This window comes from Priestia sp. TRN 1309, from assembly GCF_050846875.1.
Classification (GTDB): domain Bacteria; phylum Bacillota; class Bacilli; order Bacillales; family Bacillaceae_H; genus Priestia; species Priestia zanthoxyli.
This window is the reverse complement of record NZ_JBOZGM010000006.1, coordinates 164866-189348: the sequence shown is the minus strand read 5'-3', so window position 1 is coordinate 189348 and position 24483 is coordinate 164866. Positions and strand designations below refer to the sequence as shown.

Annotated in this window: 23 protein-coding genes, 1 tRNA gene and 1 other annotated feature; of the genes, 23 read left to right on the top strand and 1 reads right to left on the bottom strand. The window is 38.9% G+C overall.

The window, feature by feature from the left end:
- Positions 1–4 precede the first annotated feature (4 nt).
- The 3 genes from ACRPLQ_RS22445 (at position 5) to ssuD (ending at position 2604) form a co-directional block, all read left to right on the top strand.
- Positions 5–859, top strand: coding sequence for an ABC transporter permease (locus tag ACRPLQ_RS22445; protein WP_028411748.1), 855 nt, complete (start codon positions 5–7; stop codon positions 857–859).
- A 69-nt stretch (positions 860–928) separates the two neighbouring features.
- Positions 929–1483 (top strand): NADPH-dependent FMN reductase, encoded by a 555-nt coding sequence (ssuE, locus tag ACRPLQ_RS22440; RefSeq protein WP_028411747.1) that lies wholly within the window; start codon positions 929–931, stop codon positions 1481–1483.
- Positions 1480–2604, top strand: coding sequence for an FMNH2-dependent alkanesulfonate monooxygenase (gene ssuD, locus ACRPLQ_RS22435; RefSeq protein ID WP_033579638.1), 1125 nt, complete (start codon positions 1480–1482; stop codon positions 2602–2604). The genes ssuE and ssuD overlap by 4 nt, the downstream gene beginning before the upstream one ends.
- A 66-nt stretch (positions 2605–2670) precedes the next feature.
- Here ssuD and ACRPLQ_RS22430 read toward each other — a convergent pair whose 3' ends face one another.
- Complete coding sequence (locus ACRPLQ_RS22430; RefSeq protein ID WP_013059387.1) at positions 2671–2877, bottom strand: hypothetical protein; 207 nt, start codon at positions 2875–2877, stop codon at positions 2671–2673.
- Positions 2878–3115: 238 nt separating this feature from the next.
- Here ACRPLQ_RS22430 and ACRPLQ_RS22425 point away from each other — a divergent pair, with 238 nt between their 5' ends.
- The 20 genes from ACRPLQ_RS22425 (at position 3116) to tig (ending at position 24115) form a co-directional block, all read left to right on the top strand.
- Positions 3116–5134: a penicillin-binding transpeptidase domain-containing protein gene (locus ACRPLQ_RS22425; protein WP_049166240.1), complete on the top strand. Its 2019-nt coding sequence runs from the start codon at positions 3116–3118 to the stop codon at positions 5132–5134.
- 442 nt (positions 5135–5576) lie between these two features.
- Positions 5577–6209: a DUF47 domain-containing protein gene (locus ACRPLQ_RS22420; protein WP_029711160.1), complete on the top strand. Its 633-nt coding sequence runs from the start codon at positions 5577–5579 to the stop codon at positions 6207–6209.
- Positions 6210–6224: 15 nt separating this feature from the next.
- The gene (locus ACRPLQ_RS22415) at positions 6225–7223 is read left to right on the top strand and encodes an inorganic phosphate transporter (RefSeq protein WP_071270392.1); all 999 of its coding nucleotides are present in this window, start codon (positions 6225–6227) and stop codon (positions 7221–7223) included.
- A gap of 113 nt (positions 7224–7336) precedes the next feature.
- A complete protein-coding gene (locus ACRPLQ_RS22410) occupies positions 7337–7951 on the top strand; it encodes a PH domain-containing protein (protein ID WP_013085147.1) in 615 nt (204 codons plus the stop codon).
- Positions 7952–8137: 186 nt separating this feature from the next.
- Positions 8138–8581, top strand: coding sequence for a MarR family winged helix-turn-helix transcriptional regulator (locus ACRPLQ_RS22405; protein WP_013059382.1), 444 nt, complete (start codon positions 8138–8140; stop codon positions 8579–8581).
- 10 nt (positions 8582–8591) lie between these two features.
- Positions 8592–9386: a glutamate racemase gene (gene racE / locus ACRPLQ_RS22400; protein WP_028411743.1), complete on the top strand. Its 795-nt coding sequence runs from the start codon at positions 8592–8594 to the stop codon at positions 9384–9386.
- 113 nt (positions 9387–9499) lie between these two features.
- Positions 9500–10585: a GerMN domain-containing protein gene (locus tag ACRPLQ_RS22395; protein WP_033579640.1), complete on the top strand. Its 1086-nt coding sequence runs from the start codon at positions 9500–9502 to the stop codon at positions 10583–10585.
- 134 nt (positions 10586–10719) lie between these two features.
- Entirely contained in the window at positions 10720–11466 is a 747-nt protein-coding gene (gene rph / locus ACRPLQ_RS22390; RefSeq protein WP_033579641.1) for a ribonuclease PH, read from the top strand.
- Positions 11467–11475: 9 nt separating this feature from the next.
- Positions 11476–12069, top strand: a complete 594-nt coding sequence (locus ACRPLQ_RS22385; RefSeq protein ID WP_028411740.1) for an XTP/dITP diphosphatase — start codon at positions 11476–11478, stop codon at positions 12067–12069.
- Positions 12070–12084: 15 nt separating this feature from the next.
- Positions 12085–12597, top strand: a complete 513-nt coding sequence (locus ACRPLQ_RS22380; RefSeq protein ID WP_028411739.1) for a metallophosphoesterase — start codon at positions 12085–12087, stop codon at positions 12595–12597.
- Between the two features lie 125 nt (positions 12598–12722).
- A tRNA-Arg gene (locus ACRPLQ_RS22375) sits at positions 12723–12796 on the top strand.
- Positions 12797–13125: 329 nt separating this feature from the next.
- Positions 13126–13379: a binding site (T-box leader), on the top strand.
- 68 nt (positions 13380–13447) lie between these two features.
- Positions 13448–15175, top strand: a complete 1728-nt coding sequence (gene ilvB / locus ACRPLQ_RS22370) for an acetolactate synthase large subunit (protein ID WP_205689536.1) — start codon at positions 13448–13450, stop codon at positions 15173–15175.
- Complete coding sequence (gene ilvN, locus ACRPLQ_RS22365) at positions 15172–15684, top strand: acetolactate synthase small subunit (RefSeq protein WP_013059375.1); 513 nt, start codon at positions 15172–15174, stop codon at positions 15682–15684. Before ilvB ends, ilvN begins: the two co-directional genes overlap by 4 nt.
- Positions 15685–15748: 64 nt before the next feature.
- Positions 15749–16774: a ketol-acid reductoisomerase gene (ilvC, locus tag ACRPLQ_RS22360; protein WP_028411737.1), complete on the top strand. Its 1026-nt coding sequence runs from the start codon at positions 15749–15751 to the stop codon at positions 16772–16774.
- Positions 16761–18296, top strand: coding sequence for a 2-isopropylmalate synthase (locus ACRPLQ_RS22355; RefSeq protein WP_025750618.1), 1536 nt, complete (start codon positions 16761–16763; stop codon positions 18294–18296). Before ilvC ends, ACRPLQ_RS22355 begins: the two co-directional genes overlap by 14 nt.
- A 19-nt stretch (positions 18297–18315) precedes the next feature.
- Positions 18316–19425 carry a 3-isopropylmalate dehydrogenase gene (gene leuB, locus ACRPLQ_RS22350; protein WP_432236283.1) on the top strand — a complete coding sequence of 370 codons (1110 nt, stop codon included), beginning with the start codon at positions 18316–18318 and terminating at the stop codon, positions 19423–19425.
- A 58-nt stretch (positions 19426–19483) separates the two neighbouring features.
- Entirely contained in the window at positions 19484–20899 is a 1416-nt protein-coding gene (gene leuC / locus ACRPLQ_RS22345) for a 3-isopropylmalate dehydratase large subunit (RefSeq protein ID WP_028411735.1), read from the top strand.
- A gap of 14 nt (positions 20900–20913) precedes the next feature.
- Entirely contained in the window at positions 20914–21504 is a 591-nt protein-coding gene (leuD, locus tag ACRPLQ_RS22340; protein ID WP_048019708.1) for a 3-isopropylmalate dehydratase small subunit, read from the top strand.
- 101 nt (positions 21505–21605) lie between these two features.
- Positions 21606–22607 (top strand): tetratricopeptide repeat protein, encoded by a 1002-nt coding sequence (locus tag ACRPLQ_RS22335; protein ID WP_432236282.1) that lies wholly within the window; start codon positions 21606–21608, stop codon positions 22605–22607.
- 221 nt (positions 22608–22828) lie between these two features.
- Complete coding sequence (gene tig / locus ACRPLQ_RS22330) at positions 22829–24115, top strand: trigger factor (RefSeq protein ID WP_016765666.1); 1287 nt, start codon at positions 22829–22831, stop codon at positions 24113–24115.
- Positions 24116–24483: the final 368 nt, after the last annotated feature.

The following is a 24483-nucleotide window of genomic DNA, read 5'->3' as shown; positions in this document are numbered from 1 at the left end:
GAAAATGAGTAAAACATCCGTGGTTTCAGGACATGTCCAGTCTTCAGCAGCTCACTTGCAACAAGTGAAAAAAAGAAAGGAAGAAGCGAAAAATAAGCAGGGAATTTTCCTTCGTTCTCTCGTCGTGCCAATTTTGCTTATCGTCGTGTGGCAAATCATTGGTTCTGCGGGCTATGTATCTAAAACCGTTCTTCCTACACCTGTTGATATTGTACTTTCTTTCAAACAGCTCATCGTATCGGGAGAACTCGGAGCTAATCTTCAAATCAGTATTTTACGTGCTGCCATAGGTTTTGCCGTTGGAGCTGGTCTAGGTTTACTATTTGGTGTTATTGTCGGTTTCTCAAAGAAAACGGAGCACTATATGGATCCATCCATTCAAATGCTTAGAACTGTTCCTCACCTTGCCTTGGCTCCTTTATTTATCTTATGGTTTGGCTTTGGGGAAATTTCAAAGATATTGCTAATTGCAAACGGTGCGTTTTTCCCAATCTATGTTAATACGTATTTAGGCATTCGCGGCGTTGATTCGAAATTATTTGATGTTGCGCGTGTTCTGCAATTTAGTAAATGGAAACAAATCACGAAACTCATTTTACCAGCCGCTCTTCCTAATATTTTACTTGGTGTCCGATTGTCTTTAGGTATTGCATGGCTCGGACTGGTAGTAGCTGAATTAATGGGAGCAAGTGAAGGTGTAGGATATATGATTATGGATGCTAGGCAGTTTTCTCAAACAGATGTAGTTTTTGTCGGAATTATCATTTTTGCTGTTGTAGGCAAATTAACTGATTCATTTGTCCGAGTATTAGAAAAGCGTCTTCTTAAATGGAGAGACAGCTACGCAGGTGAAAAATAAAAGAAGGATTTATATACTTATTAATCCTTGTAAATCTATCAGTTTTATAAGTTAAAAGGAGAGATGATAATGAGTCAGTTTACAATTATTACGGGAAGCCCTTCAAAACAATCAAGGTCAGCTGCTTTAAGTGAGTATATTGCAGCATATCTGCAAAATGAAAAACATGAAGTAAAAACCGTGCATGTCCGCGATCTACCAGCTGAAGACTTACTATATGCTAACTTTTCTAGCCCTGCGATTCAAGAAGCTCAAAAGAAAGTGGCAGATGCTGATGCCGTTATTATTGTCAGCCCAATCTATAAAGCTAGCTACACAGGAATCTTAAAAACATTTTTAGATTTAATACCTGAAAAAGGTTTGCACAATAAAACCGTGCTGCCGATAGCTACAGGGGGAACCATTGCTCATCTACTGGCTCTTGATTATGTATTTAAGCCGACATTATCCGTTTTAGGAGCTACTGCTCTTATTCATGGAGTTTATATTGTTGATTCTGAGGTGGCCTATACGAAAGAAAATGAAATTGAGTTTATTGCGGAAGAAGCAGAAGCGAGAATTAAACGTTCATTAAAAGAGCTTGAATATCATCTAGAACAAACGAAAAGGAGTGTTGAATCATGAAAATGTTATGGTTTATTCCTTCCCATGGAGATGGAAGATATCTAGGGACAAATCGAGGAGGTCGTTCAGCAGACTATTCATATTTTCGACAAGTTGCTCAAGCAGCTGACCGGTTAGGATTTGAAGGAGTTCTGATTCCAACGGGGAAATCATGCGAAGACCCGTGGCTATTGGCTGCTTCACTTATACCTGAAACAGAGCGTTTGAAATTTTTAGTAGCTGTACGTCCGGGCATTATGGCTCCTTCCGTGGCAGCGCGCATGACTTCGACTCTTGATCGAATTTCAAACGGTCGTTTACTAGTTAACGTAGTAGCAGGAGGAGATCCAGCAGAATTAGCCGGAGACGGCCTTTTCTTATCACATGATGAACGTTATGAAGCTGCGGATGAATTTTTAGATGTGTGGAAAGGGTTATTGGCTGGAGATACGGTTAATTATGAAGGAAAACATATTCATGTAGAGAACAGTGAGCTGTTGTATCCACCTGTTCAAAAACCTTCTCCACCTATTTATTTTGGCGGATCTTCACCCGCAGGACAAAAAGTTGCAGCAAAACATTCTGACGTGTATTTAACGTGGGGAGAGCCTCCTGAACAAGTAAGAGAAAAAATAACGGCTGTGAGAAAGCAAGCAGAAGCAGAAGGCAGAACCGTTAAGTTTGGGATTCGTTTGCATATTATTGTACGGGAAACGGAAGAAGAAGCTTGGGAAGCAGCCGATCGATTAATTCAGCATTTGGACGACGACACAATTCAAGCTGCACAGCGTACTTTTGCAAGGTATGACTCAGTTGGGCAGCAGCGAATGGCGAGCCTTCATAGAGGAACCCGAGAGGAACTTACGATTAGCCCTAACTTATGGGCAGGTGTGGGGCTCGTCCGGGGAGGTGCAGGAACTGCCCTGGTAGGCAGTGCTGAAAATATAGCGAAACGAATAAAAGAATATGAAGCTTTAGGAATTGAATCTTTTATTTTATCAGGCTATCCGCATTTAGAAGAAGCTTATCACGTAGGAGAGTTATTGTTCCCGCTTTTAAATATTGATGAGGGTGAAGGAAAGAGTGAAAGCATCGGTGAGATTATTGCAAACGATAGGTTTCCAAAAGCTTCAACCTCGTAAAAGAAGAACCGGTGAATTTTTCACCGGTTCTTCTTTTACATTCATCTCAGCCGAGAGACGAGTCCGTTAAATTGTTGGTTTTGGTTTTTCAGGTGCAGCTTGTTTATCTTTTCGACTTTCTTGAATATATACTTTAAAGAGAAAAATATTTAAACAGCCCAGTGTGAGGAATAACGGTGCAAAATAATATTCTTGAGACATAAGTAGGACGAAAACGCTTCCAAAACAGAACAGAGAACTAAACATAAAGTAAAACTGTAAGAATCTTCTCATTTTAGTCGCCTCCTATTCTTTTTCTTCTTACACTTATTATATCAAATACTTTCCAAAAAAGACACAAAATATTCACAAAATGTTCAATTTTTTTCTTATTTACCTATTGATTTTTTTGTCGATATGTAAATTAAGTGGGTTGTAATACCAATTAATTCCTGGGTGTAACTTTCTGATGGAAAGTTTATGTAAAATTTTATATGATAGAAATGGTATTGAAAAAAGGGGGAAAATCATCATGAGACGAATTGGGTGGCTATTTTTTACTATGGCAATTCTCTTACTCATAACTGCCGGTTGCTCAAATGATCAACAGAAAGCACAGGATCGATTTGATAAATATGTAGCCATGTGGAATAAAGAAGATTTTGAAGGTATGTATGGATACTTGTCTAAAGATGCTAAAAAGACGATTTCAGAAAAAGACTTTGTAAATCGATATAAAAATATCTATGATGCAATTGAAGCGGACAAGCTTAAAGTGAAGGCAAGTAAAATAGAAGACTTAGAAATAAAAGACCATAAAGCTGTTTTACCTTTTGAAGTAAACATGAACTCTGTAGCCGGTGAAATCTCATTTAAAGAAAATGCTGCTGTGGTTCAAGAAAAACAAGGGGATACAGAGAATTGGTATATTAATTGGAAGCCTAATATGCTTTTTAAAGGACTTAAGCAAGGAGAGCAAGTAAGAGTAGCTACTCAGTCAGCTGTGCGTGGAGAAATTATGGATCGTTCAGGGAAATATTTAGCTCAAAACGGAGAAGCGATTCAAGTTGGAGTTGTTCCCCAGCAGTTTTCTAAAGGCGGCGAGCAAGCGATACGACAATTAAGCAAGACTCTTGCTCTTTCAGAAAAAAGTATTAATCAAGCACTGAGCGCTTCTTGGGTGAAAGAGAATCAATTTGTTCCTATTAAAACAGTTAGTCAAAAAGACGCCTCTAATTTAGAGAATTCTTTGAAAAAAGTAGAAGGCATTCAACAAAAAAAGGTGAATGCGCGCGTATATCCTTGTGAAGAAGCGTGTGCTCATTTAGTTGGATACGTTGCGCCTGTCACAGCTGAATATTTAAAAGAGCATAAAGATGAAGGTTATAATGCTCAGTCTAAAGCTGGAATGATTGGCTTAGAATCTTTGTATGAAGATAAGCTTCGTGCTCGAGACGGCGTCACGATTTATACTGTAGATAAAGATGGTAATAAAAAGAATGAAATTGCAAAAGTGAATCCAAAAGACGGGGAAAGCATTCAGGTTACGGTAGACACGAATGTTCAAAAATCCCTTTATGAACAGTTAAAAGATGAAAAAGGAGTAGCTACTGCTCTTCAACCTAAAACGGGAGAAATATTAGGTCTTGTAAGCACGCCAGCTTTTGATCCGAATTCTTTTTCTTTTGGAATCGATGCTAATACGTATCAATCCCTTTCAACGAATCCTAATAAGCCGTTAATGAATCGTTTTACCAAAACGTATTCTCCGGGATCTACATTTAAGTTAGTCACTGGAGCTTTAGCGGTTGATGAAGACGTGCTAAATCCAAATGAAAGTATATCAATCAGCGGGAAGAAATGGCAGAAAGATAAAAGCTGGGGAAATTTCTACGTAACACGAGTGGGCAGCAAACCGAATGTTAATTTACGTGATGCTTATGTTACATCTGATAATATTTATTTTGCGCAGACTGCTTTGAAGCTAGGTTTAGACAAATTTAACAGTGGTTTAAAACAGTTTGGGTTTAATCAAAAATTGCCTGTTAATTATCCTTTTGAAACGTCTAAAATTGCAGGTGATCAAGATATTAAAGATGAGGGAGTATTAGCAAACTCTGGCTATGGCCAGGGGAAACTGCAAGTGAATCCTCTCCACTTGGCATTGATGTATACATCGATTGTAAACGATGGAAATATAGTAAAGCCTATTCTTATGAACGGTGATGAGAGTGGAATATGGAAAAAACAAGTAATATCTAAAGAAACGGCGCAATTAATTCAAAATGATTTAGTTGATGTCATTGAAGATAAAAACGGTACGGGTCATGCAGCAAAGATAGATGGGTTAACCTTGGCTGGAAAAACGGGAACAGCAGAGCTAAAGAAAACTCAAGGTGAAAAAGGGCAGGAAAACGGATGGTTTGTAGCTGTGGACACAAAACAGAAAAACTTACTCGTTTCAATGATGGTTGAAGGGGTAGAGGATAAAGGCGGAAGTCATTACGTCGTGCCGAAAGTAAAAAATGTATTTCAGCAATATAATAAGTAAATAATAAAAGCCAGTTCTAAAAGAGCTGGCTTTTATTATTTACACAAGGGGAGTAATGTTAAGTTTTTGTAAATCCCAATTTTATACAAACTCTGAAAACCCTTATTTTAAAAGGAATCAACGTATTATTGTTAATGTATTGTAAAGAAGCCTAAAAAAATGTGTTTGAAAAGTTATTGACAATTAACAATAATAGGAGTAATTTTTGACTTGGCGTAAAAAAATGAATCGCATAACCTATAGGTGAAAGAACCACATTTTGGGACTTTTGCTCTGGTAAACGTTTGTTTTTTTAGAATTTTTTGATACACAAGAGAGGTGGTTTCTCTCGTTATAGTAATGAACAGCTAGGTTTTATCCATTACTTTAAATGAAAAAAGAAACTAGAACACATATAAAAAGATAGAGAGAAAAAACGAGTGGTAAAGTTTCGATAAATTGGATGGAGGATTGCAACGTGATCAAAAGAAAAAAAGACAAGTTTTCTGAAATGTTAATGGACATTGCCCAAAATATTAAGGACTCAGCGGAGTTTTTAGGCAGCTTTGAACTTCAAAATGTATCTGACCTAAAGGAATTTGCCAACGTTTTAAAAGCGTATGAATCAAAAGGCGATAAATACGTGCATACAGTGATTACTGAGTTGAACAAAGCATTTATTACTCCAATTGAGCGTGAAGATATTTTACAGCTAGCGATGAGCATGGATGATGTACTTGATGGCATCGATAGCTTTGCTGCTTTAATGGAAATTCATTCAATTACGACATTTGATGAATATGTAGCTGAATTTGTTAAAAATATTCAAGGCTGTGCTGAAGAAATTTTAATTACTATTAATTTGTTGTCTGAGAAAAAGCTTCTTCAAATTAGTGAGCATGCAATTAAAATTAAAGAGTATGAGTCACATTGTGATACATTATATCGTCGTGCACTAAAACAATTATTTGCAACATGTAAAGATCCAATTAAAGTTATTCAATATAAAGAAATTTATGAAACGCTAGAAGAAATCGCGGATTATTGTCAAACGGTTGCGAACAACTTAGAATCAGTTATTATGAAGAATGCGTAACGGGGCTATAGTATAATGGATTCAATGCTAATATTAACCATTCTAATTGTAGTTGGTGCACTTGGTTTTGACTTTATCAACGGATTTCACGATACAGCTAATGCCATTGCGACTTCTGTTTCAACCAAAGCTTTAAAACCGCGACATGCAATTCTTTTAGCCGCAACCATGAACTTTGTCGGGGCTATGACGTTTACGGGCGTAGCCAAAACGATTACAAAGGATATCGTTGATCCTTATACGCTTCAAAATGGTTCTGTCGTTATTTTAGCAGCATTAATTTCTGCTATCGCGTGGAACCTAATCACATGGTATTTCGGTATCCCGAGTAGTTCTTCTCATGCAATTATTGGATCGATTGCAGGAGCAGCTATTGCAGCTGCTGGATTTGGTGCTTTAAATTACAAAGGTTTCATCAAAATCATTGAAGCCCTTCTAATTTCACCAGTTCTAGCCTTTGTAGTAGGTTATATTGTCTATACGATTATCAAACTAACGTTTAAAAACCATAACTTGACGAAAACGAATAAGCGTTTTCGCCGCGTTCAAATCCTGACTGCAGCCCTACAATCTTACACACACGGTACGAATGATGCGCAAAAAGCAATGGGTATCATTACGCTGGCGCTTATTGCTAACAATATGCAAAGCGGTACTGATATTCAGTGGTGGGTACAGCTGGCTTGTGCGGTCGCAATGGGGCTTGGAACGTCAATTGGTGGATGGAAAATCATTAAAACCGTCGGCGGTAAAATTATGAAAATTCGTCCTGTTAATGGAGTAGCTGCGGACTTAACGGGTGCTGCCATTATCTTTGGAGCAACGTTTATTCATCTACCTGTCAGTACTACTCATGTTATTTCATCTTCTATCTTAGGTGTAGGTTCTGCTCACCGAGTGAAAGGTGTAAAATGGGGAACTGCACAGCGCATGGTGATTACATGGGTTATCACGTTGCCAATTTCAGCTTCATTAGCTGCACTTATCTATATGATTTTAAATTTGTTGTTTTAATAAATGTGGAGCTTCTTTTAAAGAAGCTCCTTTTTTTATTTACATCCCCTCATTTGCACAGTACACTTAAAGCATGAAAATAACACAATCGTTTTTAAAAGGGAGATGGGGAAATGTTTGGAAAAGTAGCTGCTGATGTATTGGGGCTAAGTGATATTGGTTCTGTTATTAAGCCAGTTGATTATGACAAGGTAGATGCAGACGATTACGTTATGCATGAAGAACAAGAAAAAATTTATTTTCTAATCAAATCAAAGTCAGATGAATATTGCTTTACCAATAAAGCGCTCATTCACCTTGATGGAACAAGTGCTACAAGTAAAAAGCGAATGCTTCGCCGCTATAACTACAGCACAAATCACATTTCAAACGTGATGCTAGAAACGGCTGGAACTGTCGATTTAGATGTGGAAATTAAATTTAAAATTGGCTCGGAGACTTTTTCTATTGATGTACACAAAAAGCATATAGAAGAGGTAAAAGATTTATATAAAGCGCTGTTTAAAATGTCTGAAATAACGCGTGAAAATGAAATTGCGCTCGATTTTGCTAAACAAAGTATTCAGCTAGCTTCTTCTACGCTAAGCAGTACAAGAAACACAAGTGGAAGTGTTGCCAGTGAATTTAAAGAAATTAACGAAGCCGCTTTTTCTTGGTTATTAGATAAAAAAACAGCCTACACGACAAAAGATTTTAGCTCAGTTTTCGAGCTGTATATCAATAATTAATAGAAACAGCTGCTCCTTTTATGGAGCAGCTGTTTTTTAATGCTGAACGTTGTAGAATCCTCATGTTAACCTTGAAAAATCACCGAAAAAAGAGCACAATATAAAATAGAAAAGAGAAACAATAGAGACGGGTTTAACTGAAAGAAATAATAGAAAATAAGACTTATAGGTGGAAAGGATTACGGTATGACAGCAAAAAATAATGAGGATACAGTGGCAGAATTAGAAAAGTCACTTCGACATATTGCAGCTATTGTGAAGCAAAAAGGAAGAGAAATTTTAGAAGACTATACGATTACGCCACCTCAGTTTATTGCTTTGCAGTGGCTGTTTGAACGTGGAGATATGACGATTGGCGATTTATCAAATCGGATTTTTCTCGCTTGTAGTACAACGACAGATTTAGTAGATCGTATGGAAAAAAATAAGTTGGTGGTTAGGGTCAAAGATCCGAAAGACCGCCGCGTAGTGCGTATTCATTTGCTTCCTGAAGGAGCACGTGTTATCGAAGAAGTAATTGAAAAGCGACAAACGTATTTAAATGGCGTACTGGCAAACTTCTCTCCTAGTGAAACAGAAGTTTTACGAGTAACGTTACGAAAATTACATGATGAAATGAAAGAAAAATGAGGCGATTGTTTTGAGTAGACCAATTGGTGTTATAGATTCAGGTGTGGGCGGATTAACGGTAGCAAAGGAAATTATGAGACAGCTTCCGAAAGAACAAATTATGTACATTGGAGATACAGCCCGCTGCCCATACGGTCCTCGTCCCAGTGAAGAAGTACGAGCTTTCACATGGGAGATGACTAATTATTTAGTAGATAAAGATATTAAAATGCTTGTTATTGCGTGCAACACGGCTACGGCAGTTGTACTAGATGAAATTCAAGAACAGCTCGATATTCCGGTTATAGGCGTCATTGAACCAGGATCACGAGCTGCGCTTAAAGTAACTAAAAATCATAAAATAGGCGTAATCGGCACAAACGGAACCGTTAAAAGCCAAGCCTATACACATGCACTCCGCGCTCTTCATACGAGAGTGGAAGTGGAAAATTTAGCATGCCCTTTGTTTGTACCTCTTGTAGAGAGCGGTAATTATGAAGGACCGGAAGCGCAGCGAATTGTAAAAGAAACATTAAAACCTTTTTATCATACAGATATGGATACCCTTATTTTAGGATGTACGCATTATCCGTTATTAAAGCCAGTTATTCAAGAAGCAATTGGGCCTCGAGTTCAGTTAATCAGTTCTGGTGAAGAAACGGCAATAGAGGTAAGTGCCATTCTTTCTTATAGCAATTTACTAGCTCCTAGAAGCATGGAGCCCGAACACTACTTCTATACAACAGGCTCAACAGAACTGTTTCAATCTATTGCATCTAAATGGTTTGAACACCCTGTATATAATGTTGAGCATATCAAGCTTTAAAACCGAGCATATTAAGCTCGGTTTTTTTTGTGGCCAAAAACTTGTTTGAGCTGGTCTAAAATGCAAATAAGCTCGTATACATAGTAGTACAAACAGTCTGAGGAGGGAAAGGAATGTCCAAAAAGACCAAATTTGTTCTCATATCCGCCGTGGTGACCACATCTGTGTTGTTATCCGGCTGTGGACTTTTCGGAGGGGATAACGCAGCAAAGGAAATTGATCCGCCAAAGGATGTCACCTATGTGAAAGATGAAAAATCATTAGCGACTGAAGCGAAAGTAACGGAAGCTAATAAAAAACAAAGTAAAGCGGCAGAAACATCTGCGCCTACCAAAAGAGAAATTTACTTAATTGATAAAAACGGGTACGTTGTTCCCCAGACGCTTGAAATTCCTAAATCAAAAGGTGTCGCTAAACAGTCTCTTGAATATTTAGTAGAGGGTGGACCAGTCACAAACTTATTGCCAAATAATTTCCGAGCGGTTCTTCCTGCTGATACAAGAGTTTTAGGGACAAAGCTGGAAAGTGACGGCACGATGGTAGCAGATTTTTCACCTGAATTTGCTGAATATAAAAAAGAAGATGAACTCCGTATCCTGCAGGCCGTAACGTGGACGCTGACGCAGTTTGAAGGCGTAAATAAAGTTAAAATTCGCATTAACGGCTATGATAAAGATGAGATGCCTGTAAATCATACACCAATCAGTAAAGGGTTGAGCAGAGCAGATGGTATTAACTTTGATAATACTGGAGTAGTTGACGTAACCCAAACGAAGCCAGTTACGATCTATTACTTAGCTCAAGAGGGCAAACAAACTTACTATGTTCCTGTTACAAAACGAATTGCTTCTGATGACAAAGATATGTACACTGCAATTGTGAACGAGCTTGTAGAAGGACCTGCGCCTGCATCAGGTTTAGTGACAGATTTTAATCCTGATGCAAAGCTCGTAGCAGCTCCAAAGTATGCGGACGGTCAGTTAACGCTGAACTTTAATAAAAACATCTTTGGAAATTTAAAAGGAACGGAAATTTCTCAGTATGTTCTCGACTCCTTGGTGTTATCGCTGACGGAACAAAAAGCCGTAGACAGCGTTGCCATTAAGGTGAATGGCAAAAAAACGCTAAAAGATGAAAAAGGGAAAAAGCTAACGGAGCCAGTTTCAAGACCTAAAAATGTGAACACAGGTAGTTTTTAAAAACAAATTTTTGTTATACTAGTAAAGGACTAAGTAGAAAGAGGTCTGCTGAAATAGCGACCTCTTTCCGCTGTTTTATAGTTAAAATGGAAGAAGCTATTACATATAAATGAATTAATAGGAGGACATGCTTAATGCGTTTGGACGGTAGGGAATTTAATGAATTGAGACCTGTATCTCTTCATACTTCATACTTAAAGCATCCAGAAGGATCTGTATTAATCTCGGTGGGAGACACAAAGGTTATTTGTACAGCAAGCATAGACGACAGAGTGCCTCCTTTTATGCGTGGACAAGGAAAAGGATGGATTACAGCTGAATATTCTATGCTGCCTCGAGCTACGGCACAAAGAAATATACGCGAATCAACAAAAGGTAAAGTCACAGGACGAACAATGGAAATTCAGCGTCTGATCGGACGAGCTCTTCGTTCTGTAGTCGACCTGGAAAAGGTCGGAGAAAAAACCATTTGGATTGATTGTGATGTTATTCAAGCAGATGGCGGAACAAGAACAGCATCGATTACAGGTGCATTTGTGGCTATGGTTTTAGCGTTTGGAAAGCTGGTTGAAGAGAACAAGCTGACAGAAATTCCTATTCGTGACTATTTAGCTGCGACTTCAGTAGGTATCCATGGAGAAAATTCGATTTTAGATTTAAATTATGAAGAAGATTCGACAGCGGAAGTTGACATGAATATTGTGATGACAGGAAGCGGACAGTTTGTAGAATTACAGGGAACGGGAGAGGAATCGACGTTTTCGAGAGAACAGTTAAACCATCTTCTGGATTTAGGGGAAAAGGGTGTTTATCAATTGATTGAACAGCAAAAGGAAGTTCTTGATCATCTGGCTGCTTACATTCCGGTTAAAGAAAGGTAAGGGATTAACGTGCGTGAAATCATTATTGCAACTAAAAATGCAGGCAAAGTAAAGGATTTTGAAACACTATTCTCACCGAAGGGATTTAAAGTAACATCGCTTCTTGATTTTCCTGAAATTGAGGACGTGGAAGAAACGGGCGTTACATTTGCAGAAAACGCCACGCTAAAGGCAGAAACCATTTCATCAGCATTAAATAAGCCGGTTATTGCCGATGATTCTGGGCTTGCTATTGATGCCTTAAACGGAGAGCCAGGCGTTTATTCCGCGCGTTATGCTGGTGAAAATAAAGATGATAATGCTAATATAGAGAAGGTACTTCAAAAATTACATGACGTGCCGTTTGAAAAGCGCACGGCACGTTTTCATTGTACGCTTGCTATTGCAGTGCCTGGAAAGAGAACAGAGCTTGTAGAAGGCACGTGTGAAGGGCGCATCTTGGAAGAAAAAAGAGGCGAGAACGGCTTTGGATACGATCCTATTTTCTTTGTAGAAAAATGGAACTGCTCCATGGCAGAATTGTCTAAAGAACAAAAAAATCAAATTAGTCACCGAGCAAATGCGTTAGAAAAACTAGCACCGCTAATTGATGCGCAATTTTAGAAGGAGTGATGACGTGTGAAACTATTAATTGTAAGCGATAGCCACGGGTTACAAGAAGAACTGCTCACTATCAGAGAAAGACATGCTGATGTAGATAAGATGATTCATTGTGGTGACTCTGAGCTGCCACAAGACAGCAAAGAAATGTCTTCGTTTTTAGGCGTTCGAGGAAATTGTGATTATGATGCATCTTACGTCAATGATCGAGTAGAGTCACTTGGAGAAGCCACGTGTCTGGTTACACACGGTCACTTATATAATGTTAAAATGTCTATGATGAATCTGCATTACAAAGCGAGAGAAGTGGGGGCAAACGTTGTTTGTTTTGGGCATTCTCACATAGCGGGAGCTGAGCTCATGGACGGAGTTTTATTTATCAATCCAGGAAGTATGTTACTTCCTCGTATGAGAAAAGAACGTACGTATGCTATACTAGTAATGGATGGTACAGAAGCTACCGTGCAGTTTTACGATATAAGCGGTAAACATATTCCTAGCATGCAGTTAACCTGTACACTTTCAGCATAATATAGCCAAATATAGGGAGAAGAGAAGGTTTTTTACCTCTCTTCTCATAAAATTTCAAAAAAACGTTGACTTTTAAATTATATTTGAATATAATAAGTATTGTCTTTGATACAGTTTAACATTATGTCCCAGTAGCTCAGCAGGATAGAGCAACGGCCTTCTAAGCCGTCGGTCGGGAGTTCGAATCTCTCCTGGGACGTCTAGAAAAAAATCCCGGCTTTTACTTTTTAGTAAAAGACGGGATTTTTTTATTTATCTTAAAAGTGAATGTTTGTTCATTCAGTGTGTACAAATGAACGTTTCAGAAAAACTTTTTGAGTGGCTATAAACCCTTATTGCATCAATAATGAAAACGCATTCAAATATTCTGTTTAGTCTAAATTGTCTAAAAAAATCTTGAAAAGTGGTTGACTATGCATAGAAATGGGCGTAAGATAGTCCTCAAATATAAGTTTTCTAAAAATTTTAATTAATTGTAATTAATTTAAAATATGATGTGTAAAGCATTGTTCAAAAAGCATATAGCGTTTTAAAACGTTGAAGAGGATAAGTAGTTTTGATGTTTAGGTATCAACAGAGAGTCGGGTTGCTGGAAGCCGGCGTTACCAAGTCAAAATGAACTCACCTCAGAGTGTCACCCTGAAATTCAGTAAGGGCGACCGAGTGTACTTCCAAAGCACTCGTTATCAAAAAGAATGTACAGTATACATTCATAAGGTAATCATTACGATTACAAACGAGGGTGGTACCGCGTAAAGTACAAAAGACTTTTCGCCCCTTGACCTATATCATTTGATAGGGTCTATTTAGGGGTGAGAAGTCTTTTTTCTTTTATCTAGAAAACGAAAGGATGAGAAAAGTGGGAGCCAATATGCAAACGAAAGAACCTGTAAGCGCTGGGGCACAAATGAATGGAGCTGACATGTTGATTGAATCTCTAAGAAGAGAAAACGTTGACGTCATCTTCGGTTACCCAGGGGGAGCCGTTTTACCGATTTACGATAAGCTATACGGTTCAGGAATGTTTCACGTACTTGCTCGTCACGAACAAGGTGGAATTCACGCAGCAGAAGGGTACGCAAGAATTTCAGGTAAACCCGGTGTAGTTATCGCAACAAGTGGTCCTGGTGCAACAAATATCGTAACAGGTTTGGCAGATGCGATGATTGACTCACTTCCTTTAGTTGTTTTTACTGGTCAAGTAGCTTCAAGTGTAATTGGTTCTGACGCGTTCCAAGAAGCAGATGTATTAGGAATCACAATGCCAATTACAAAACATAGCTATCAAGTACGCAATATCAGCGACATGCCGAGAATCATCAAAGAGGCATTTCATATTGCGACAACAGGAAGACCTGGTCCAGTCTTAATCGACATTCCAAAAGATATGGCACAGGGTGATGGAACATTTAATTACGAAGGAGAAATTGATTTACCTGGCTATCAGCCAACTTATTTTCCAAATCAGCTGCAGGTTAAAAAGTTAACAGACGCAGTAGCAGCTGCAAAGAAACCTGTTATTCTAGCAGGTGCGGGAGTATTATTGAGTAAAGGTTCAGAAGAATTAAAAAATTATGCTGAGCGTCAAAATATTCCGGTTATTAATACGCTTTTAGGGTTAGGTTGTTTTCCTGCAGATCATCCGCTTCATTTAGGAATGGCTGGCATGCACGGAACGTACACAGCAAACATGGCAATTTATGAGAGTGATCTTCTCATTAGTATCGGGGCGCGCTTTGATGACCGAGTAACAGGTAACTTAAAGCATTTTGCACCAAATGCAAAAATTGCTCACATTGACATCGACCCAGCGGAAATTGGAAAGAATGTTCCAACCAAGATTCCAATTGTTGGAGATGCAAAAGAAGTATTAAAGCAATTGCTTCTGCAAGAAGGAGAAGTTGGAGATTATACGAAATGGCATGAGAAATTAGCGGCGTGGAAACAAGAATATCCATTATGGTATCAGAACTCAGCGGACGTGTTGAAACCACAAAAAGTAGTTGAGTTGCTTCACAAATATACAAATGGAGATGCCGTTGTTACAACGGACGTTGGGCAACATCAGATGTGGGTAGCTCAATACTACACATTTAATAATCCAGATCGATGGGTAACTTCAGGTGGCCTTGGCACCATGGGCTTTGGATTACCTTCTGCAATCGGCGCTCAGCTGGCAAATAAAGATAAAACAGTTGTAGCAGTCGTTGGTGACGGTGGATTTCAAATGACGCTTCAAGAATTAGGGGTTATTAGAGAATTAAACTTACCTGTTAAAGTGGTTGTGCTTAACAATCAGTCGCTTGGAATGGTTCGTCAGTGGCAGGAAATCTTCTATGAAGAACGCTACTCGCACTCTTTAATTCCGAATCAGCCTAATTTAATGAAGCTTGCAGAAGCCTATGATATCAAAGGTTTACAAGCTTCTACTGAAGAAGAAGCGCATGCGGCTCTGAAAGAAGCAATGGAAACAGATGGACCTGTTTTACTAAACTTCTTTGTCGCACCTAAAGAAAACGTATATCCAATGGTTGCACCTGGAAAAGGATTACATGAAATGGTAGGGGTGAAACCATGAAGCGAATCATTACAGCAACTGTATTAAACCGTGCGGGCGTTTTAAATCGCGTAACGGGGTTATTTACAAAAAGAAATTTCAATATTGAGAGTATTTCGGTAGGACACACTGAATCTGAAGATGTATCACGCATGACGTTTGTCGTAAACGTAGAGCATGACAATGCTGCTGAACAAGTGATTAAGCAGTTAAACAAGCAGATTGACGTGTTGAAAGTTCAAGATATTACGGATCAAGCCGTGGTGTCAAGAGAGCTTGCTTTAATGAAAGTAGCATCTACACCTGCGAGCCGTAACGAACTTTATGCAGTAATTGAGCCTTTCCGTGCAACCATCATTGATGTAAGCCGCGACAGCTTAATTATTCAAGTAACAGGTGAATCCAGCAAGATTGAAGCGATGATTGATTTACTTCAGCCTTATGGATTAAAAGAAGTAACGCGCACAGGGACAGTAGCTGTTCCGCGCGGTACGCAAAAAGCAGCAGCCAAACTTTCATCAATCATTTAATTCTAGCTAGTTACTAAAAAAGTAAACTATATAAAACTATATAAACTAAGAGGAGAGATTTATTATGACAAAGGTATATTACAACGGAGATGCAAAGGATCAATTATTACAAGGTAAAACAGTAGCAATCGTAGGTTATGGTTCACAAGGTCACGCTCACGCACAAAACTTACGCGACAGCGGAGTAAACGTGGTAGTAGGATTACGTAAAGGTAAATCATGGGATCAAGCAGAACAAGACGGCTTCACTGTATTATCTGTAAAAGAAGCAGTTCAACAAGCAGAAGTAGTAATGGTATTACTTCCAGATGAGCATCAGCCAAAAGTTTATAACGAAGAAATTCTTCCAGGATTAAAACCAGGAAAATCTTTAGTATTTGCTCACGGTTTTAACATTCACTTTAATCAAATCGTAGCACCTGAATTCGTTGACGTATTCTTAGTAGCTCCAAAAGGTCCTGGTCACCTTGTAAGAAGAACGTATGAAGAAGGAGCTGGCGTACCGGCGTTATTCGCAGTATTCCAAGACGTAACTGGCGAAGCAAAAGACGTAGCATTAGCTTATGCTAAAGCAATTGGCTCAGCTCGTGCGGGTGTATTAGAAACAACGTTTAAAGAAGAAACAGAAACAGATCTTTTCGGTGAGCAAGCAGTACTTTGCGGCGGTTTAACTTCATTAGTTAAAGCTGGTTTTGAAACGCTTGTAGAAGCTGGCTACCAACCGGAAGTTGCATATTTTGAGTGTTTACACGAATTAAAATTAATTGTTGACCTTATGTATGAAGGCGGAATGGAAGGCATGCGTTATTCAATCTCTGATACAGCTCAATGGGGTGACTTCGTTTCAGGACCACGCGTTGTAGATGAGCGTTCAAAAGAACAAATGAAAAAGGTGCTTGAAGATATCCAAACAGGTAAATTTGCAAAAGGCTGGATCCTAGAAAACCAAGCAAATCGTCCAGAATTTACAGCTATCAATAACCGTGAAAACGAACATTTAATTGAAAAAGTTGGCGCTCAATTACGTGAAATGATGCCATTTGTTAAAAAACAAAAGAAAGAAGCGGTGATCGCTAGTGCAAAAAATTAAACTATTTGACACGACGCTACGCGATGGTGAACAGTCACCTGGAGTCAATTTGAACCTACAAGAAAAGCTTGAAATTGCTAAGCAGTTAGAGCGATTAGGTATCGACATTATTGAAGCCGGATTTCCAGCTTCTTCAAAAGGTGATTTTCAATCCGTAAAAGAAATTGCGTCTATTGTCAAAAATTCTTCTGTAACAGGCCTTGCAAGGTCTGTTACAAAAGATATTGACATTGCATGGGAAGCGTTAAAAGAAAGTGCAGAACCAAGACTGCATGTTTTTATCGCTACTTCCGAAATTCATATGCAGCATAAATTGAAAAAAACACCTGATGAAGTACTTGAAACAGCAGTGGAAATGGTGAAATACGCAAGTAAAAAATTCCCGGTTGTTCAATGGTCTGCTGAAGATGCATGTCGCACAGATTTACCGTTTTTAGCTAGAATTGTAGAAGCTGTTATCGATGCTGGTGCAAAAGTCGTTAATATTCCAGATACGGTAGGATTTATCACGCCTGGTGACTATCAATCCGTATTTAATTACTTAAAAGAACATGTATCAAATATTCATAAGGTCGATTTGTCAGCTCACTGCCACGATGACTTAGGGCTAGCTGTTGCTAATTCAATGGCTGCTATTGAAGCAGGAGCTACTCAAATTGAAGGAACGATTAACGGAATCGGAGAACGTGCCGGTAACGCTGCTCTTGAAGAAGTAGCACTTGCGCTTCATGTCCGTCAAGACTTCTATCAAGCGAGCACAGGTTTGATCTTGCCCGAAATCAAGCGTACGAGTGACATTATCAGTAAGCTTACCGGAATGAATATTGCGCCAAATAAAGCAATTGTCGGAAAAAATGCTTTTGCTCATGAATCAGGTATTCACCAAGATGGCGTCTTAAAAAATCCGTTAACATATGAGATTATTTCCCCAGAACTTGTGGGTGTTAAACAAAATCCGATTGTGCTGGGTAAACACTCAGGCCGTCATGCGTTCCGTACACGCTTAGTAGAGCTTGGGTTCACATTGGAAGATACAGAAGCAAACGTGCTTTTTGAGAAGTTTAAAGACTTAGCAGATAAGAAAAAAGACATTACCGACGATGATTTATTGGCATTAGTCATTCAAAAGCAAGTTAGCAAAGACAGTGAATATAAGCTTGAAAGTCTGCAAGTTCAGTATGGTACGAACAATATTCCTACGGCTACGATTACGCTTCGCAAAGAAAACGGCGAAGAGATTCAAGAAGCAGCTACGGGATCTGGAAGCGTGGAAGCTATCTATAATACGCTGCAGCGCTGTGTTGAGCAAGATGTCAAACTATTAGACTATCGTATTCAGTCTATTAACGGCGGTCCGGATGCACTGGCTGAAGTATTTGTGAAGGTTGAAAGCGAAGGAACTGAAGCAAGCGGACGCGGAGTAGCATTTGACGTATTAGAATCGTCAGCGAAAGCCTATTTAAATGCCATTAATCGATTAATCGCTATTCAGCAGCATCGTACAAAGCAAGAAGTAATGTGAACTGAAGGGAGAGACCACCATGACAAAAAAAGTCGCTGTATTACCAGGTGACGGCGTAGGAACAGAAGTAACCAAAGGCGCTGTTGCCGTTTTAAAAGCAATTGGAGAGCGCTTTGATCATCAATTCGAGTTTACGTATGGATTAATTGGCGGAGCTGCAATTGATGAGGCTGGCACACCTCTTCCAGAAAGTGCAATTGAGATTTGTAAGCAGGCGGATGCCGTCTTACTTGGATCCGTTGGAGGGCCAAAATGGGATCGTAATCCTTCACATTTGCGACCAGAAAAAGGTTTGCTAGCTATTCGAAAAGAATTGGATTTATATGCTAACCTTCGTCCAGTGACGTTTTATGATAGCTTAGCAGATGCCTCTCCTTTGAAAAAAGAATACATTGAAGGTGTTGACTTCATTATCGTTCGTGAGCTAACAGGGGGCTTATATTTTGGTCAGCCTAGCGAGCGTCGAACAGAAGGAAATGAAGAGACAGTTGTCGACACGTTATTTTATAAGCGTACAGAAATAGAAAGGATTATTCGCCAAGCGTTTGAAACGGCTGTAAATCGACGTAAAAAGGTAACGTCGGTTGATAAAGCGAATGTGCTTGAGTCTAGTCGAGTGTGGCGTGAAGTAGCTGAAGAAGTAGCAAAAGACTACCCGGATGTAGAGCTTGAGCATATGCTTGTAGATTCAGCTGCTATGCAGTTAATTCGCAATCCGAAATATTTTGATGTAGTGGTAACTGAAAATATGTTTGGTGATATTTTGAGTGATGAGGCTTCTATGCTGACAGGATCGTTAGGGATGCTTCCATCTGCGAGTTTAACGGTTGATGGTCCATCTTTATACGAACCGGTTCACGGTTCTGCACCAGACATTGCTGGACAAAACAAAGCTAATCCGATTGCTGCTATTTTATCTGCAGCAATGTTGCTTAGACATTCATTTGGATTAGAAACAGAAGCAGCGGTGATTGAACAAGCGGTTGAAAGTGTATTACATGCAGGTCATCGAACAGCTGACTTAGCAGACGGTAATCATTATTTAGGTACCGATAAAATGGTGGATGCAATAACTGCGGTTATTGCCAACGATTCTGCCATTTCAAGCATTATGACAGCTTACAGTTAATCATGCGTTTCTCACGTTTTGTGAGAAACGTTTTTCATAATCAGAAAGGAGGAGCAGTATGAAACCAAAAACAATTATTGATAAGCTTTGGGAACAACATGTTGTACGTCGAGAAGAGGGGAAGCCGGACTTATTATATATCGATCTTCATCTTATTCATGAAGTAACGTCTCCTCAAGCATTCGAAGGTCTTCGCGTGGCAAATCGTCAAGTGAAGCGTCCGGACTTAACGTTTGCTACAATGGATCACAATATTCCAACGGTTGACCGTTTTAATATTAAAGATCCGATTGCAAAGAAACAAGTAGACAAACTATCTGAAAACTGTCATGAGTTTGGTGTGAAGCTTTTAGATTTAACAAGCGAAGAGCAAGGAATTGTGCATATCATTGGACCGGAATTAGGATTGACGCAGCCTGGAAAAACCATTGTGTGCGGAGATAGCCATACATCTACTCACGGTGCATTTGGAGCGCTTGCTTTTGGTATAGGAACGAGTGAGGTAGAACATGTTTTAGCAACGCAAACGCTATGGCAAGCGAAACCAAAAACGCTACAAGTGAAAGTAAATGGCAAAAAACAGCCTGGTGTTTATGCTAAGGACATTGTATTAGCAATTATTCAAAAATTCGGCGTGAATTTTGGAACGGGTTCAATCGTAGAATTTACGGGCGAATGTATTCGCGACCTTTCAATGGAAGAGCGCATGACTATTTGTAATATGTCTATTGAAGCCGGTGCAAAAGCTGGTTTAATCAGTCCAGATGATGTTACTTTCTCTTATATTAAAGGGCGTCAGTATGCTCCTAAAGGAGAACAGTTTGAAAAAGCAGTGGAAGCTTGGGCAGCTTTAGCAACAGATGAAGGTGCAACATACGATGAAACTCTAGAAATTGATGCAGATACAATTGAGCCTGTTGTAACATGGGGAACAAACCCGGCGATGAGTTCTTATGTTAGCAAGCAAGTTCCTACATTAGAAGAGTGTACAACAGAAGCTGAGAAAAAGTCTTTGTCACGAGCACTTGAGTATATGGGCTTACAGCCCGGCATGGCAATAGAAGAGATCCCAGTTCAGCATGTATTTATCGGTTCATGTACAAATGCTCGTTTGTCTGATCTTCGTGACGTGGCAGCCTTTATTAAAGGAAAGAAAGTGTCACCAGATGTGCGAGCGATGATTGTACCAGGTTCTCAAAAAGTAAAGCGAGTGGCTGAAGAAGAAGGGTTATCTGCTATTTTTATTGAAGCAGGCTTTGAATGGAGAGACTCGGGCTGCAGCATGTGTCTAGGCATGAACTCTGACTTAGTTCCACAAGGCGAACACTGTGCGTCCACTTCTAATCGAAACTTTGAAGGACGTCAAGGAAAAGGTGCCAGAACGCATTTAGTAAGCCCGGTAATGGCAGCAGCGGCAGCGGTATATGGACATTTTGTTGATGTACGCAAACTACAAGAACAAGCGGTGCGATAAGGAGGAGAACACAGATGAATGCTTTTACGATCCATACAGGAAAAGTAGCAGGTCTCGACCGAGCAAACGTAGATACTGATCAAATTATCCCAAAGCAATTTTTGAAAAGAATTGAGCGTACTGGCTTTGGCCAATTTCTCTTTTTTGATTGGCGATATAATGAAGATGAAACGTTAAATGAAACGTTTGAACTAAATCAGCCTCAAAATCAAGGAGCAACAATTCTTGTAGCTGACGAGAACTTCGGGTGTGGTTCGTCACGTGAACACGCTCCATGGGCGCTTTTAGACTATGGGTTCCGTGCCATTATCGCACCGTCATTTGCGGATATTTTTAAACAAAACTGTCTGAAAAATGGTATTTTACCTATTATTTTACCAAAAGAAGATGTTTCCTATTTAATGAAAGAGTCTCAAAGTGCTTCTTACGCCTGTACAATCGATCTTCATCAGCAAAAAATTACCGATGAAGCAGGTTTTGAACGTACGTTTGAGATCAATGGCCATTGGAAATATATGCTTGTTAACGGATATGATGAAATTGGCTATACGCTTTCTTTTGAAGACGACATTTCTGCTTATGAAGCAAAAACGGTAAGATATTAACCAAAAATCGAGCAAAATGATGATTTTGCTCGATTTTTTTGCGTTCCGTTAATTCAATTGCTAAACTGTAAAGCAAATGGACCGCGAAGTGGGGAGAAAACATGTCGAATGAACAACAAAACAAAATTGTAGCTTTTCCTCTATTAAAAGAACGGTTGGTTGAAAAAGCTACAGAACATATGCAGCACAAGCAATTTCAAGAAGCACTTCCTTTATTTGAGCAGGCCTACGAACTTGATAATAAGCATCATGAAATTTTGCTTGGCCTTGTTATTTGTCACGTGGAGCTCGGTGATGCAGGCATAGCTAAGGAATTATGTGAGCAAATGCTGAAAGAAGATATTGGCGATTATTATCATAATTTGCAAATGTACCTCATGGTGTTAATTCAGCTTGGTCATTATCATGAAGGATATGTCACTCTACAAGCAGTTATTCAAGAACACAAACTCCCTTCTGAACATGCTGAACAGCTTTATCAGCTATTGGAGTTCTGCAAAAATAGAATGAATCAAGAACAAGTCATAGAAGAACAAACAGAAGAAGAACAGATAGAGCAGTTTAAATCATTCACAGCTCTAGACAATATTCAAGATCAGCTTGAATGGGTTCATTCATTAAAGACAAAGAGAATTGAAAAGCAGCGCTTCTTTCTGGAACAGCTATTTTCATCTGAAGCTATTCACCCTATCGTAAAAACAGTCGCTTTAAAAACAGTCATGGAAGAAGAAGTAGACATTGATTTTATGATTAGTAAGTTTGGAGAGACGAAAAAAGTAAATGCGCTTCAGCTTCAACGAACAACACCGTATTTGTTTGCCGAGCAAGTAGAAGCGCAGCTGACGGAAAAGCTGGAGCATGAAAATCCTACATTGCTGCAGGTTGCCGTTGAAATATGGCAGCGTCATTTATTTATAACATTTCCGTTTTTACCGGGTGATAATGTAAAACTTTGGACAGAAGCGGTGTATGCTGTTAGTCTGATGATGCAAGGAGAAGAGTCAGATGCAGCTGTAGCAGAGGAAGACGGAAGTTTCTCCCCAGCTGAATTACGAAAGGCAATTAAAGAGCTAAAAGAAATTGAAGAAATTTCTTTTATATAAAATGTGGTGTTTAGTTGAAACGTCATTGTTGTATGTTATAATATAATGGTTGTAAAATGCACTTAAATACGTATAGTAGAATTTCATCTTTACATTACATTCCTACTTACTTTAAAGTAGTAGGGAGTTAAATAGATAATGATTGAGGTTTGAACTGATAGGCTATCTGCATTATCTAATTTAGAAATCACTACTTAAAATGATTTTGGAGGGAAACATTCATGTCTGCAAAATGGGAAAAACAAGAAGGAAATCAAGGCGTTTTAACAGTAGAAGTTGAAGCTGCTGAGTTTGATAAAGCCTTAGATAAAGCATTCACAAAAGTTGTAAAACAAGTAAACGTACCAGGGTTCCGTAAAGGTAAAATGCCTCGTCCACTTTTCGAAAAACGTTTTGGCGTAGAATCTTTATACCAAGATGCACTAGACATCTTATTACCTGAAGCTTACAGCAATGCAATTGTTGAAGCTGGTATCGAGCCGGTTGATCGTCCAGAAATCGATGTTGAAACAATCGAAAAAGGACAACCTCTAGTTTTCACTGCTAAAGTAACTGTTAAGCCTGAAGTTAAATTAGGCGAATACAAAAACTTAGAAGTAGAAAAAGTAGATACAACTGTAACAGATGAAGACGTTGAAGCTGAATTAAAAACACTTCAAGAGCGTCACGCTGAACTAGTTGTTAAAGAAGAAGGAACAGTAGCTGAAGGCGATACAGCTGTAATCGACTTTGAAGGTTTCGTTGATGGCGAAGCATTTGAAGGCGGAAAAGGCGAAAACTATTCTTTAGAAATCGGTTCTAACACATTCATCCCTGGCTTTGAAGAGCAACTAGTTGGTCTTGAAGTAGGCGCTGAAAAAGAAGTGGAAGTAACATTCCCTGAAGAGTATCACGCTGAAGAGCTAGCTGGTAAAGCTGCTAAATTCAAAGTGAAATTACACGAAATCAAATCTAAAGAGCTTCCAGCTTTAGACGATGAGTTTGCAAAAGACGTAGATGAAGAAGTAGAAACTTTAGAAGCGTTAAAAGCAAAAACAAAAGAAAAATTACAAAGCGATAAAGAAAACCAAGCAGAATCAGCTCTTCGCGACACTTTAGTAGAAAAAGCTGCTGAAAATGCTGAAGTAGAAATTCCAGAAGCAATGTTCAACACTGAAATGGATCGTATGATGCAAGAGTTTGAACAACGTTTACAAATGCAAGGTCTTAACCTTGAACTTTACTTCCAATTCTCAGGTCAAGATGAAAAAGCTCTTCGCGACCAAATGCGTCCGGATGCTGAAAAGCGTGTGAAAATCAACTTAACGCTAGAAGCTATTTCAAAAGCTGAAAATCTTGAAGTAAGCGAAGAAGAAGTAGAAAAAGAATTAGAAAACATGGCAGGAATGTACAACATGCCTGTCGAAGAAATTAAGAAAGTGCTTGGCAGTCTTGATAGCATTAAAGAAGACATGAAAGTACGTAAAGCAGTTGAATTTCTTGTAGAAAACAGCAAAGCTGTTGCATAATAGTAAGTAAGAAACAAGGCGCGACTTGATCGTGCCTTGTTTTATAAACTTCAATAGTTTTTTTATATCATAACCAACACCGTAGAAGCAGCTTTAACCCATTGTTTGAAATCCGTGGTTATGAAATAGGCCCAATAAGAGGACACTATATAATAGCAGATCTTCATTCTGTTATGCTCATCAACAACATATACATAAAACGTTTTAGTATCTATTCAAGAAAATGTATGGTAAAATGCAATACAAATCTTTTCATAGCGCTTTTACTATGTGATAAAGAGGGGCATTTACCTACAAATAGATGAGTTGTTCATGTTGTTGGGCTATAGCGCGGATAGAAATCAGCTTCGAGCACTTTAGTAAATACT